Annotated in this window: 14 protein-coding genes; 3 read left to right on the forward strand and 11 right to left on the reverse strand. The window is 69.7% G+C overall.

The annotated features are described in order from the left end of the window. The first annotated feature begins 1 nt into the window (after position 1). Positions 2-694 carry a recombination regulator RecX gene (gene recX / locus ACFYSH_RS17230; RefSeq protein WP_359466158.1) on the forward strand — a complete coding sequence of 231 codons (693 nt, stop codon included), beginning with the start codon at positions 2-4 and terminating at the stop codon, positions 692-694. A gap of 257 nt (positions 695-951) precedes the next feature. On the opposite strand, the gene ACFYSH_RS17235 is transcribed toward recX, so the two are convergent. The 9 genes from ACFYSH_RS17235 to ACFYSH_RS17275 all read right to left on the reverse strand — a co-directional run bounded on the left by ACFYSH_RS17235 (position 952) and on the right by ACFYSH_RS17275 (position 8,108). Then, positions 952-1,596: a hypothetical protein gene (locus tag ACFYSH_RS17235; RefSeq protein WP_359466157.1), complete on the reverse strand. Its 645-nt coding sequence runs from the start codon at positions 1,594-1,596 to the stop codon at positions 952-954. 174 nt (positions 1,597-1,770) lie between these two features. Further along, positions 1,771-2,181, reverse strand: a complete 411-nt coding sequence (locus ACFYSH_RS17240; RefSeq protein ID WP_359466155.1) for a rhodanese-like domain-containing protein — start codon at positions 2,179-2,181, stop codon at positions 1,771-1,773. Next, the gene (locus tag ACFYSH_RS17245) at positions 2,178-2,729 is read right to left on the reverse strand and encodes a cysteine dioxygenase (protein WP_359466153.1); all 552 of its coding nucleotides are present in this window, start codon (positions 2,727-2,729) and stop codon (positions 2,178-2,180) included. Before ACFYSH_RS17245 ends, ACFYSH_RS17240 begins: the two co-directional genes overlap by 4 nt. Positions 2,730-2,801: 72 nt before the next feature. Beyond that, positions 2,802-2,888 (reverse strand): putative leader peptide, encoded by an 87-nt coding sequence (locus ACFYSH_RS17250; protein WP_311605579.1) that lies wholly within the window; start codon positions 2,886-2,888, stop codon positions 2,802-2,804. Positions 2,889-2,920: 32 nt separating this feature from the next. After that, a complete protein-coding gene (locus ACFYSH_RS17255; protein ID WP_359466152.1) occupies positions 2,921-4,558 on the reverse strand; it encodes an FAD-dependent monooxygenase in 1,638 nt (545 codons plus the stop codon). A gap of 187 nt (positions 4,559-4,745) precedes the next feature. Then, a complete protein-coding gene (locus ACFYSH_RS17260; RefSeq protein ID WP_359466150.1) occupies positions 4,746-5,660 on the reverse strand; it encodes an amino acid ABC transporter permease in 915 nt (304 codons plus the stop codon). Continuing rightward, positions 5,657-6,325, reverse strand: coding sequence for an amino acid ABC transporter permease (locus tag ACFYSH_RS17265; protein WP_359466181.1), 669 nt, complete (start codon positions 6,323-6,325; stop codon positions 5,657-5,659). Before ACFYSH_RS17265 ends, ACFYSH_RS17260 begins: the two co-directional genes overlap by 4 nt. 95 nt (positions 6,326-6,420) lie before the next feature. Further along, complete coding sequence (locus tag ACFYSH_RS17270; RefSeq protein ID WP_359466149.1) at positions 6,421-7,260, reverse strand: glutamate ABC transporter substrate-binding protein; 840 nt, start codon at positions 7,258-7,260, stop codon at positions 6,421-6,423. 62 nt (positions 7,261-7,322) lie between these two features. Continuing rightward, positions 7,323-8,108, reverse strand: a complete 786-nt coding sequence (locus ACFYSH_RS17275) for an amino acid ABC transporter ATP-binding protein (protein WP_359466147.1) — start codon at positions 8,106-8,108, stop codon at positions 7,323-7,325. A gap of 356 nt (positions 8,109-8,464) precedes the next feature. On the opposite strand from ACFYSH_RS17275, the gene ACFYSH_RS17280 reads away from it, so the two are divergent. Then, on the forward strand, positions 8,465-9,157 hold the full coding sequence (locus ACFYSH_RS17280; protein WP_359466145.1) for a response regulator transcription factor: 693 nt from the start codon (positions 8,465-8,467) through the stop codon (positions 9,155-9,157). A 16-nt stretch (positions 9,158-9,173) separates the two neighbouring features. Then, positions 9,174-10,568: an ATP-binding protein gene (locus ACFYSH_RS17285; protein ID WP_388753352.1), complete on the forward strand. Its 1,395-nt coding sequence runs from the start codon at positions 9,174-9,176 to the stop codon at positions 10,566-10,568. A 16-nt stretch (positions 10,569-10,584) separates the two neighbouring features. Here ACFYSH_RS17285 and ACFYSH_RS17290 read toward each other — a convergent pair whose 3' ends face one another. Together ACFYSH_RS17290 and ACFYSH_RS17295 are read right to left on the reverse strand one after the other, a co-directional pair. Further along, complete coding sequence (locus ACFYSH_RS17290) at positions 10,585-11,583, reverse strand: TAXI family TRAP transporter solute-binding subunit (RefSeq protein WP_359466143.1); 999 nt, start codon at positions 11,581-11,583, stop codon at positions 10,585-10,587. A 71-nt stretch (positions 11,584-11,654) separates the two neighbouring features. Next, positions 11,655-12,569: a YceI family protein gene (locus tag ACFYSH_RS17295; RefSeq protein WP_359466141.1), complete on the reverse strand. Its 915-nt coding sequence runs from the start codon at positions 12,567-12,569 to the stop codon at positions 11,655-11,657. Positions 12,570-12,590 lie beyond the last annotated feature (21 nt).

The following is a 12,590-nucleotide window of genomic DNA, read 5'->3' on the forward strand; positions in this document are numbered from 1 at the left end:
CGTGACGCGTCGCACGGAGTGGCCGGGCGCCGACACCGGTGCGGGACCCGGCCCCGAGTACGCCGCAGAGCCGTCCGGTGGCCCCCCGGAGCCCGGCCGGGGGGCCGGGTTCGGCGAGGGAGCGGGCCGTCGTTCCCGCTCCCGTTCCAGAAGCAGCGGTTCCCCTTCCTCGTCGAGGGCCGAGAAGGGGGAGCCGCGAGACCCGGTCGAACAGGCGCGCAACATCTGCCTCCGGCTGCTGACCGGGACCCCGCGCACCCGACAGCAGCTGGCGGACGCGCTGCGCAAGCGTGAGATCCCCGACGAGGCGGCGGAGGAAGTGCTCTCGCGCTTCGAGGACGTGGGGCTGATCGATGACGCGGCCTTCGCGGATGCCTGGGTCGAGTCCCGGCACCACGGCAGGGGATTGGCCCGGCGAGCCCTCGTGCGCGAGTTGCGCACCAAGGGTGTGGACCCGTCGGTGATCGACGAAGCCGTCGGGCAGCTCGACCCCGAGCAGGAGGAGGAGACCGCCAGGGAGCTCGTCGCGCGCAAGCTCCGCTCCACCCGGGGGCTGGACCGGGACAAACGTCTGCGCAGGCTCGCGGGCATGCTGGCGCGCAAGGGGTACGCCGAGGGGATGGCCCTGCGCGTGGTGCGTCAGGCGATCGAGGCGGAGGGGGAGGACCTGGAAGGGCTGGACGAGCCCTTCTGACCGGTGCGCCTTCTGACCGGCGCACGGGGGGAGCAGGGGAACGTACCGGACGCTGGGAGGAACGGGGTGACCGGCCGGCAGGCGCGGGGAGTGGCGCTCAGCGCAGGAGCGGGCTCGGCGCGGAGTGAACGGGGCAGGGAGCGGGCTCGCTGGTCACATGAACGCGCCTGTGGCGGTGGCGGAGGGGGCCACCGCCACCACCGCCGACCCCAAGAGGGCTGCGCTTGGTGCCGGCCGGGGTGGCATGCCGGCCCGGCTCAGTGTCCTGCCAGGGACGCCCGGCGGATCGTGGCGTCGATCAGGGCCAGTGCGTCTGCGGCGGTGCGGCCCGGCTGACGGTTCCAAGGGCCGATCAGACCGGTCCAGCCGACCGAGCGCAGTTCGGTGACGATCCATGCGCCGGCGCGGTCGACGGTGTCGAGCGATCCGTAGCCGAGCCGGTGGGCGGTCAGCATGGCCCCGCAGAGGCAGCGCGCACCACGGGCGTTTCGTAGCCGGTAAGGGGTGTTCTGCCAGCCCCACTCGGTCAGGACCCGCCGTGCGTAGCCGAGATGGGTGGAGGGGCGGACATCGGGTTGTCCGATGCGCCGCCACGTGTGCAGACGCTCGGGCAGCACGGCGCCGAGGCGCCCTGGAAGAGGGCGCTCCTGAGGCTGCCGCGGGGGGAGGGTCCGCAGGGAGTCCTCGATGAGCCGGTCGACCGGCACGGACAGCAGTTCCCGCCAGTCGGCCGGGCCTGCGGGGCGGGCCTCGTCGTCCGGCGCGGATGCGGGGGGTTCGTGGGACGCGGGCTCTTGGGCGGTGCGTTCCCAGCCGGTGACGATGTGCTGCCAGGCCTCCGTGTCGTGGAGCCGGGAGGCCTGTGCGTCGAGCTGGTCCGGGCTGAGCTGAGCGGTTTCCATCGGCGCGACATCTCCGTACATTCCGTTCCTCGGTGATGAGGCGAATGTCCGTCGCGCGCGGGGATCGCTCCACCGGGGAGCAGCGTTCGGGTGTGTCCGGTGGTCATTCGGGTCCCGGGAACAGCCGAACGGCCGGTGGCAGTGCCACCGGCCATCTCGGTCATGTGTTTCCGGTCAGGGAACGACCGGGAGCCCGGCCGCGCGCCATGCCTGGAAACCGCCGGTCAGATCTGTGGCCCGGTGCAGTCCCAGCTGACGCAGGGAGGCGACCGCGAGACTCGAGGCGTAGCCCTCGTCACAGATCACCACGATCCGCAGGTCGTGGCTCACTGCCCGCGGGGCACGGTGGCTGCCCTGAGGGTCGAGCCGCCACTCCAACTCGTTGCGTTCGACGACCAGAGCCCCGGGGATCAGCCCGTCCTTCTCGCGTAGCGCCGCGTAGCGGATGTCGACCAGCAGTGCGCCTTCCGCGGCTGCGGCTGCGGCTTCCTGAGGGCCGATCCGCTCGTAGCCGGCCCGCACCCGGGCGAGTAGTGCGTCGATGCCCACGGGCACCCGAGGCCGAGGGTCGCCCCCGGCGCTCACTGCCAGTCCTCAGGGCGCTCGGTCTGCTCCAGACGCAGTACCGCCCCCGTACGGCTGTAGCGGCGGATCTGCGGCAGGGGCGGGTAGTACGCGTGTACCGACACGGCGTGCTCGTGGCCGGACTCGTTGAGCACCTCGTGGAGGTGGTGCCGGCCGAAGGCCCTGCCCCGGCCGGTCGCCAGGAGCCGGGTCCGGTCGATGCCCTCGCTCAGTTCAAGGGCCGTCCAGCCGTCGGTGGGCAGCCGGGCAGCCAGCGAGTGCTCCCTGAGGGCGCCCGCGGCCACGGTGAAAGCACCTGTCGACTCGGCGTGGTCGTGCCAGCCGGTGCCCGTACCGGGCGGCCAGCCGATCAGCCACGCCTCGCTGCCTCCGGGGCCCGCGAGCCGGAGCCAGGTTCGCCCCTCAGGATCGAGCGGGAGCGAGGAGACGAGCGCGGTGTCCTCCGCGGTCCGGCGGACGAAGTCGAGCAGTTCCGCTGCGGTCGGTGCCGACGGGGCGGTGCCGGCGGCGGGCGCGGGCGTGGACAGGGACGAAGGGGAAGAAGACACAGGGACCGTCCTGAGAGTTCGCGTGGAAGCACGGCCGGGCGGGAAACAGCGCGGCGTGCCGGGAGATGCGATTCAGCAGGACGGGCGACACACGCAGCCCGCATAGCGGACGAGGTCCATATGGACCCGCCGCCACAGGCGCACATCGGTGTCGGTCATGATCCGGAGTAGACCATGTGCGCCTGCGACGGTCAATTGACGTCCGCGGTCCGGTCGGCCCCCGCGGTGGTCTGCGGATGGTCGTCGTCGTGCGCCGTGTCCGCGCCGCCCCCGCGCGCCACGTCGGCCGCCGCGAGGAGTTCGGCGGACCGCACCCCGTTGAAGGCGGCGACGAGATGGCCGTCCGGCCTGACCAGCAACACCGTGTGGGCCGTCGCCCCCGGGTAGCTCTCGGTCACCAGCAGCTCGGCCTTCACCGGGAGGGCGTCCACCGCGTCGACGAGCCGGGGCATGACACCCGCGGTCAGCCAGTGCCGCCGGTCCCACACCCCGGTACCCGGCGCGACCAGGATCACCAGCAGGTTCCCCAGACCCAGCCGTTCGCGCAGCCGCACCGTCTTCCCGTCGGGCGCGGTCACCCGGACGTCGGTGACCGGCGCACCAGGAGCCGTCCCGACCGTTGCGTGGGCCACGGCGTGTCGAGGCGCAAGGGGGGAGTGCGTGTACGAGGGGGGTGCGCCCAGGGGCCCGCACCCCAGATGGCCGTCGGCCAGCAAGGTGTCGTGCCCGCGTGCGGAGCCCGGCAGGAGGGTCCGGAGGCCCGCTCCGCCCCGCAGTATGGGCAGTGACTGGTCGGCGGCCCGCAGCCGGGCGGCGACGGCGGCCCTGCGCTCCGCCTGGTAGCTGTCGAGTAGGAGGTCGGAGGCGCTCTGGTGCCAGGCGTGCGCCAGCTTCCAGGCGAGGTTCTCCGCGTCCCGCAACCCCTCGTCCAGGCCCTGCGTGCCGAGGGCCCCCAGCAGGTGGGCGGCGTCCCCGGCGAGGAAGGCGCGCTCGGACCGCCAGCTCCTGGCGAGGCGGTGGTGGAGCGTGTACACACCCGTGTCCAGCAGTTCGTAGGCCGGTGTCTCACCGCACCAGCCCTCGAGGGTGTCGCGGATCCGGGTGATGAGGGCGTCGGGGGTGACGAGTTCGCCGCGCGGCGGGAGGAGCCAGTCCAGCCGCCAGACCCCGTCGGGCAGCGGCCGCGCGGTGACTTCGGTGCCACCCGTACGCCAGGGCGGAGACCGGTGCAGCACGGCTTCGCCCGGCCAGGGGAGTGGGGCACGGAGCGCCGCGACGGCGTGCCGTTCGACCGCCGTACGGCCGGGGAACCTGATGTCCAGGAGCTTGCGTACGGTGGACCGTGCGCCGTCGCAGCCCACCAGGTAACTCCCGCGCCACCAGGTCGAGCCGGGCTCCCGGGTGTGCACGGTGACGCCGTGCGGGTCCTGTTCCAGGGTGTCGATCCTGCTGAACGGCACCAGGGTGACCAGGTCCTGCGCGATGACCGCGGCCCGCAGCCCACGGGTGAGCGCGTGCTGCGGCAGATGGACGGGCGAGGGCAGCGGAACGCTGCCCTCCTCCTCGCCGAGGGGCACCGCCCGGACCAGTTGCTTACGGCGTACCGACCGCCAGCCGGCCCACCGCTGCCCCTCGTCGTGGGGTGCCGAGCAGCCGAGCCGTTCCACCAGGTCCGCGGTGTCCTCGCGCAGCACGACGGTGCGGGCGGGACGAGGTTCGTCCTTGCCCGGCCCTTCGTCCAGCAGGACGGAGGGAACGCCCTGAGCCGCGAGGGCGAGCGACAGCGCCAGCCCGACCGGCCCGGCGCCGACGACGATCACCGGGTCCACGGTGTGAACCCTCCGGCGCCGATCTGTGTGGTCTCGGAGGAGGAAGGGGTGGCGACGGTGGTGGTTCGGGGCGGGATCACAGAACGTATGCAACCTACTGTGGATGCGTGCGTCAAGTGACCCGAGAACGTGGCGGGGGGCGCGGCGTATGTGCCGCGCCCCCCACGAAGGCAGTGTCGACTGCCTGTCAGATCTTCTCCGTACCACCGGTTTTGGCCGGGGGCGCGTCGATGACTTCCAGGCCACCGGCCGGGGCGGCGCCGACCACGGCGCCCGTGCTCTTCTTGCCGCGCCGCAGCCGGCCCTCGAGCCAGCTCGCGAACGACGTCAGCGCGAAGTTCAGCGCGATGTAGATCAGCGCGATGATCGTGAAGCACGCGATGGTGTTCGCGCCGTAGTTCGCGCTCATCGGACGGACCGAGGCCAGCAGCTCGGGGAAGGTGAGCACCGCGCCGCCGAGCGCGGTGTCCTTCACGATGACCACGATCTGGCTGACGATCGCGGGCAGCATCGCGGTGACCGACTGCGGCAGCAGCACGTACCGCATCATCTGGCCCTTACGCATGCCGATCGCCTTCGCGGCGTCGGTCTGACCGTGCGGGAGGGAGAGGATTCCGGCCCGCACGATCTCGGCGAGTACCGAGGCGTTGTAGAGCACCAGTCCCGTGACGACGGCGTACAGCGGACGCACGTCACTGGCGATGTCGGTGAATTCCGAGTACACGGCGTTCGCCGTGATCATCAGGATCAGGACAGGGATGGCGCGGAAGAACTCCACGACGGCGCCGGACGGCATCCGCATCCACCGGTGGTCGGAGAGCCGACCGATCCCGAACAGGGCACCGAGCGGCAGGGCTATCAGCAGGGCGAAGAACGCGGCCTTGAGCGTGTTCTGGAGCCCGGGCCAGATATAGGTCTGCCACGGCAGGGGGCTCGTGAAGAACGGCTCCCACTTGACCCAGTCGAGCTGGTGCTTTTCGTTGAGGCCGCTGTACACCCACCATGCCGCGGCGGCGAGAGCCGCCACGAAGACGACCGTGTACAGGACATTGCGCTGCTTGGCGCGGGGCCCCTGTGCGTCGAAGAGGACGGACGTCGTCATCGCTTCACCGCCACCTTCTTGCTCACCCAGCCGAGAAGGAGCCCGGTCGGGAGGGTGAGGCAGATGAATCCGAACGCGAAGACAGCGGAGATCAGGATCAGTTGAGCCTCTGCTTCGATCATGTCCTTCATGAGGTATGCCGCTTCGACCACGCCGATCGCCGCGGCGACGGTGGTGTTCTTGGTCAGCGCGATCAGCACGTTGGTCAGCGGATTCACGACCGCCCGGAAGGCTTGCGGGAGGATGATCAGACGTAGCACCTGGGTGAAGCTCAGCCCCAGTGCCCGTGCTGCCTCGGCCTGGCCTGCCGGCACCGTGTTGATGCCCGACCGCAGCGCCTCGCACACGAAGGCGGAGGTGTAGAGGGCCAGTGCCAGCACCGAGAGCCTGAAGTTGATGACCTCGACGTGATTTCCGCCCCCGAGGGTGACCCGCAGGGTCTGGTAGAGACCCAGCGACGCGAAGACGATGATGACGGTCAGGGGGATGTTGCGGACGATGTTCACATAGGCGGTACCGAAACCGCGCATCAGGGGGACCGGGCCGACCCGCATGCCGGCCAGTAGCGTTCCCCATATGAGGGAACCGAGGGCGGAGTAGACGGCAAGTTTCACCGTTACCCAGAAGGCCCCCAATAGGTCGTAACCTTCAAGAAAGTCGAACACGATCTCCCGTGCTTCCACGTGTGGGGAGGGCTCGGTGCGCCGCCTCGGCGGCGCACCTCGTCAGCCCGGCTTCGGACCGCCTGGCGACGGGAGGGCTACTTGACGACGTTGCCGATCTTCGGCGCGGGCTCGTTCTTGTAGTTGGCCGGACCGAAGTTGGCCTCGACCGCCTTGTCCCAGGAGCCGTCCGAGACCATCTTGGTCAGCGCGGCGTCGATCTTCTTCTTGAGGTCGGCGTCGCCCTTCTTCAGGCCGATGCCGTAGTTCTCGTTGGTCATCTTGAAGCCGGCCAGCTTGAACTTGCCCTTGTGGGCGTCCTGCGCCGCGAATCCCGCGAGGATGGAGTCGTCCGTGGTCAGAGCGTCGACAGCCTCGTTCTCCAGGCCGGTGAGGCACTCGGAGTAGCCGCCGTAGTTCTGCAGCTCGGCCTTCGGGGCGAGCTTCTCCTTGACGTTCTTCGCGGAGGTCGAACCGGTGACGGAGCAGAGGTTCTTGTTGTTGAGGTCCTCGGGCGACTTGATCGAGTTGTCGTCGGCCCGGACGAGGACGTCCTGGTGCGCCAGGAGGTAGGGGCCGGCGAAGTCGACCTTCTGCAGGCGCTCGTCGTTGATGGAGTACGTCGCGGCGATGAACTTCACGTCGCCGCGCTCGATGGCGGTCTCGCGGTCGGCGCTCTTCGTCTCGATGAACTCGATGTTCCCGGCGTCGTAGCCGAGCTCCTTGGCGACGTACGTGGCGATGTCGACGTCGAAGCCCGCGAACTTGCCGTCGGGCGTCTTCAGACCGAGACCGGGCTGGTCGATCTTGATGCCGATCCTGATCTTCTCGCCGCCGGACCCCGCGGCGTCGTCCTTGTCGCCGGAGCCACAGGCCGTGGCGGTGAGGGCGAGCGCGAGCACGGCGGCCGAGGCGGCGGTGACCTTGCGAAGCTGCATGATGGGATTCCCTGGGTTGACGCGATGTGAATGTTCAGCCGGCCCTGGACCAGCCGTGCGGGTCAGTGGTGAAGGATCTTCGACAGGAAGTCCTTGGCCCGGTCGCTGCGCGGGTTGCTGAAGAACTGGTCGGGAGTCGCCTCTTCGACGATCTTTCCGTCCGCCATGAAGACCACCCGGTTCGCGGCCGAGCGGGCGAAGCCCATCTCGTGGGTGACGACGACCATGGTCATCCCCTCCCGCGCCAGCTGCTGCATGACCTCGAGCACCTCGTTGATCATCTCCGGGTCGAGCGCCGAAGTGGGCTCGTCGAAGAGCATGACCTTGGGGTCCATCGCCAGCGCCCGTGCGATCGCCACGCGCTGCTGCTGACCTCCGGAGAGCTGCGCCGGGTACTTGTCCGCCTGTACGCCGACCCCCACCCGGTCGAGCAGGCTCCTGGCCTTCGTCTCGGCGACCTTCTTGTCCGTCCCGCGAACCTTGACCTGGCCCAGCATCACGTTCTCGAGCACCGTCTTGTGCGCGAAAAGATTGAACGACTGGAACACCATGCCGACATCGGCACGCAGCCTGGCGAGCTCCTTGCCCTCCTGGGGCAGGGGCTTGCCGTCGATCGAGATCGCGCCCGAGTCGATCGTCTCCAAGCGGTTGATCGTGCGGCACAGCGTGGACTTCCCGGACCCGGAGGGCCCGATGACTACGACGACCTCGCCACTGGCGATGGTCAGATCGATGTCCTGGAGCACATGCAGCGCGCCGAAGTGCTTGTTGACGTTGCTCAGTACGACAAGGTCGTCTCCCGCAGGTGCGGCATCCTCGGCGGCCTTGTTCACTGAAACTCCGCTCATCGGCTTCTTGCTCCGTCCTCCTCGGTTAGGGAAGGACCCTAGTGACGCAGTGCTACCAGCGTCATTACATCTGAGCGGAAATTGAGCATAACGATCCGGCCTCGACCGGACACACCGTGTGCACGGGGCGACACAGGGCGCTCGGTGGCGTACCGGGTGGGTAACGGAAACCTGGTGGTAACGGGCAGGGACTTGACTGGCACACCCGTCATCGGCGTGGATGCCCTGATACGAAGATGACGTGAATCGCTGCCGTACGGAAAGGTTCGCCGGCCGGAACACCGGTGGGCCTTCACCCAGGGTTCGCGGCCGTCGCGAAGGACAATGAGACAAGAGACGAAGCGGAGAGGGGGGCCATGAGGCTGCTGCTCGTCGAGGACGACGACCACGTCGCGGCTGCCCTGTCCGCCGTGCTGGCACGGCACGGCTTCCAGGTCGTGCACGCGCGCAGCGGCGAGGAGGCCCTGCAGGCGCTGCTGCCGGCCGGCAAGGAGCCCTTCGGGGTCGTACTCCTCGATCTCGGCCTGCCCGACCAGGACGGTTACGAGGTGTGCGGCAAGATCCGCAAGCGCTCGGCGATCCCCGTGATCATGGTGACCGCGCGCTCCGACGTCCGCTCGCGGATCCACGGTCTCAATCTCGGAGCCGACGACTACGTGGTGAAGCCCTACGACACCGGTGAGCTCCTGGCCCGGATCCACGCCGTCGCCCGGCGGAGATCGGCCGGTGAGGACACCGGGCCGACCCCGCTCGCGGTCCTGCGGGTCGGGCCGGTCCGGATCGAGCTGCCCACCCGCAGGGTCAGTGTCGAAGGTCAGGAAGTCCAGCTCACCCGCAAGGAGTTCGACCTGCTCGCGCTGCTCGCCCAGCGTCCCGGCGTGGTTTTCCGCCGGGAGCAGATCATCAGCGAGGTGTGGCGGACGAGCTGGGAGGGAACGGGACGCACCCTGGAGGTGCACGTCGCGTCGCTCCGCTCCAAGCTTCGGCTTCCCGCACTGATCGAGACCGTACGGGGCGTCGGCTACCGGCTCGTCCCCCCGCCGGCCTGAGGAACTGACGCTCCCCGTGCGCACCCGTCTGCTCCCCCTGCTCATCGTCCTGATGGCCGCCGTGCTGCTCGCCCTCGGCTTTCCGCTGGCCGTGCGCGTGGCCGCCGCCGAGCAGCAGCGTGTCGTCATCGACCGTATCGACGACACCGCGCGTTTCGGCGCGCTGGCACAGTTCGTCGACGAGCCCGTCCGAGGCGCCGAGGAACGGCAACGGATCCTGCAGACCGAACTCGAGGCCTACGCATCGGTGTACGGAATCCGGGTCGGGGTCTTCTACCGCGACGACAGAGCCCTGGCCAAGGCTCCCGCTTCCTGGATCCTTCCCACCGAGGGAGAGGGGCGAGAGGCCTTCGCGGAGGCCCTCCTCGGCCGCCGCTCCCATGACCCGCCCCAGGTCTGGCCCTGGCAGGACGGCCGGATCGTCGTCGCCTCCCCGGTCGTACGCGACGGAGACGTGGTCGCCGTCGTCGTGACCGACTCGCCCACCGGCGACATGCGGTCCCGCACCCTGCACGGCTGGCTGCTGATCGCCCTCGGCGAGGCCGCGGCCATGCTGGTGGCACTCGGCGCCGCGTTCCGCCTCACCGGCTGGGTGCTCCTGCCCGTACGGGTCCTGGACGCGGCCGCCCACGACATCGCGAGCGGACGGATGAGGTCTCGTGTCGCCGCCTCGGGCGGGCCACCTGAGCTCCGGCGCCTGGCCCGCTCGTTCAACGAGATGGCCGACAACGTCGAGGACGTGCTGGAGCAGCAGCGCGCCTTCGTCGCCGACGCCTCGCACCAGTTGCGCAACCCGCTGGCAGCGCTGCTGCTCCGCATCGAACTCCTCGCGCTCGAACTCCCCGAGGACAACGAGGAGATCGCCTCGGTCCGTACGGAGGGCAAGCGTCTCGCCCAGGTGCTCGACGACCTGCTCGACCTGGCGCTGGCCGAGCACACGACGGCGGACCTCCAGTTGACCGACATCGCCGCGCTCGCCGGTGAACGGGTCGCTTCGTGGCGCCCGCTGGCCGACGGGAAGGGCGTGCGGCTGACGCTCGACGGGGTGCCCGCGGTGACCGGTTGGGCGGATCCGATCGCCCTTTCCAGCGCCCTGGACGCCGTCATCGACAACGCGCTGAAATTCACCCCGGAGGGCCAGGAGGTCCGGGTCACGGCGGGATCCGACGGTGGGGACGCCACGGTCGTCGTCGCGGACCAGGGGCCGGGCCTGACCGAGCAGGAGCTGGAGCGTGTCGGCGACCGCTTCTGGCGCAGCGGGCGGCACACGAACATCAAGGGATCCGGCCTCGGCCTCTCCATCGCGCGCGCTCTGCTCGCGGCGGGCGGCGGATCGATCCGCTACGAGAAGCACGAGCCGAACGGCCTGCGGGTCACGGTCGCGGTGCCGCGCGACCTTCCGCACGCGTGAGCCACGCACCGGACCGTCAGGGTTTGGCGGAGCGGTAATAGCGCTTCGCTCCTTCGTGCAGCGGCAGCGGATCGGTGTAGATCGCGGTCCGCAGATCCACCAGCTGCGCCGAGTGCACCTCGCGGCCGATCCGGTCCCGGCTGTCGATCACGGTCCGGGTGAACGCCTCGGTCGTCAGCGGATCCATTCGGTCCGTGGTGATCAGCAGGTTGGAGACCGCCACCGTCCGCACGGCCTGACCCTGTTGCGCGTGCAGATAGGCGTCGGCCGGCATCACGGCCGAGCGGTAGTAGCGCGTGGATCCGCCGGTCGACTGGAGCTCGGTGACCAGCGCGTCGTCCAGCGGGATCAGCCGGATCGCGAACTCCTCGGAGAGGTCCTGCACCGCGCCGGTCGGCAGCCCGCCGGACCAGAAGAAGGCGTCCAGCCGGTTGTCCGCCAGCCTCGCGGGCATCGTGTCGATCCCGGCGTGGACCGGGGCGATGTCATCGGCCGGATCGACGCCCGCCGCGTTCATCAGCCGGTCCGCGACGAGCAGCACGCCCGACCCCTTCTGCCCCACCCCGACTCTCTTGCCCCGTAGATCGGCAACCTCACGGATGTCCGAATCCCGGGGCACGATCAGCTGGATGTAGTCGTCGTAGAGACGGACGCAGCCGCGCAGCCGCTCACCGCCCGGTTTACCGCTCTGGAGGTAGGTGGCGACGGCGTCGGCGGTGGCGATCGTGAAGTCGGCCTTCCCCGTCGCGACCCGTTCGATGTTCTGCTGCGAGCCCTCGCTGGTCTGCAGCTGTATCGACACCTTGGGCATGTCCTTGGCAAGCGCACCCTCCAGCCGCTGCCCGTAGCGCTGGTAGACCCCGCTCCGTACGCCGGTGGAGAAGGTGAGCGAACCGCTCGGCTCCTCCTCCCCGAGCGGGAGGATCCACCACAGCAGCAGGCCGAGCGCGACCACCGCGGCGGCACCGCCTTGCAGGGTGCGTCGCCGGCCGAAACGGGACAGTGCGTGCAGCATGGCGCGATCCTGCCATTTCCCTGCCCGTGACGGCCAGGGCGGCGAGGGCCGCACGCTCCTGTCCCGGATCGTCACTCCGGCGGCGTCGGGGTGTCGGGGCCCTGGAACATGGTCTGGATGTCCAGCTCCAGTTGAATCGTGGGTCCGACGATGGCGATGCCGCGGGCGAGCATGTTGCGCCAGTTCAGGGTGTAGTCCTCGCGGTGCAGCTCGGCGGTGGCGCGAGCCGCACAGCGCAGTTCCTCGCCGTAACCGCCGTTGACGGCTCCGAGGTACTGCGTGTCCAGCGAAACGGAGCGGCTGACCCCGTGCATCGTCAGCCCTCCTTGGACGGTCCAGTGGTTCCCGCCTCGGTAGACGAACCGAGTGCTGGCGAAATGGAGGTACGGGTAGTTCTCCACGTCGAGGAAGTCGGCCGACCGCAGATGGTTGTCCCTGGTCTTGTTGCCCGTGGTGATGCTCGCAGCGTCGATGCGTATCTCGACCTGGGAGTCCTCCATGGAGGGTGCGATCCGGACTCCGCCCTCGAAGGTGGTGAAGCGGCCGTGCACATTGGCCATGCCGACGTGCTTGGCGATGAAGCGGATCGCGGTGTGCGGCGGATCGAAGAGCCAGGTGCCGGGGGCCGGAGGCTCGAGCTGCCGGGCGACGTCCAGTTGTACGCGGCCCATCGACAGGGTCTCGCCCGCGGTGATCTCGAAGGTCCAGCTGGCCGGCTGCATGCCTTCGGCCGTCATGAGCAGGCGGTAGTCACCCGGGGCCAGAGCCGCGACGAACATGCCGAACAGGTCGGTGGTCCCCTTGGCGGCGGTCCGGGCCGACGCCTGGGAGGTGACGGTGATCTCAGCGCCGCCGAGCGGCTGTCCCATGGGGTCGACGACCTCACAGGTGACGGTCCCGGCTCCCGCGGGCACGGGGTAGGTGAATCTCGCACCACCGCCGGAGGCCGTCCTGGATCGCCTGCCGCGGAGGAGAGAGAGGGCCATGTCATGCACCTTTCGGGTAGG

This window comes from Streptomyces sp. NPDC005791, assembly GCF_042871485.1.
Classification (GTDB): Bacteria; Actinomycetota; Actinomycetes; order Streptomycetales; family Streptomycetaceae; genus Streptomyces.

Excerpts from the sequence above, each read along its gene's own strand:
- ACFYSH_RS17270 (WP_359466149.1), bottom strand. The coding sequence starts at position 7,260 with ATGCAGCTTCGCAAGGTCACCGCCGCCTCGGCCGCCGTGCTCGCGCTC.
- ACFYSH_RS17235 (WP_359466157.1), bottom strand. The coding sequence starts at position 1,596 with ATGGAAACCGCTCAGCTCAGCCCGGACCAGCTCGACGCACAGGCCTCC.
- ACFYSH_RS17275 (WP_359466147.1), bottom strand. The coding sequence starts at position 8,108 with ATGAGCGGAGTTTCAGTGAACAAGGCCGCCGAGGATGCCGCACCTGCG.
- ACFYSH_RS17280 (WP_359466145.1), top strand. The coding sequence starts at position 8,465 with ATGAGGCTGCTGCTCGTCGAGGACGACGACCACGTCGCGGCTGCCCTG.
- ACFYSH_RS17260 (WP_359466150.1), bottom strand. The coding sequence starts at position 5,660 with ATGACGACGTCCGTCCTCTTCGACGCACAGGGGCCCCGCGCCAAGCAG.
- ACFYSH_RS17295 (WP_359466141.1), bottom strand. The coding sequence starts at position 12,569 with ATGGCCCTCTCTCTCCTCCGCGGCAGGCGATCCAGGACGGCCTCCGGC.
- ACFYSH_RS17290 (WP_359466143.1), bottom strand. The coding sequence starts at position 11,583 with ATGCTGCACGCACTGTCCCGTTTCGGCCGGCGACGCACCCTGCAAGGC.
- ACFYSH_RS17250 (WP_311605579.1), bottom strand. The coding sequence starts at position 2,888 with ATGACCGACACCGATGTGCGCCTGTGGCGGCGGGTCCATATGGACCTC.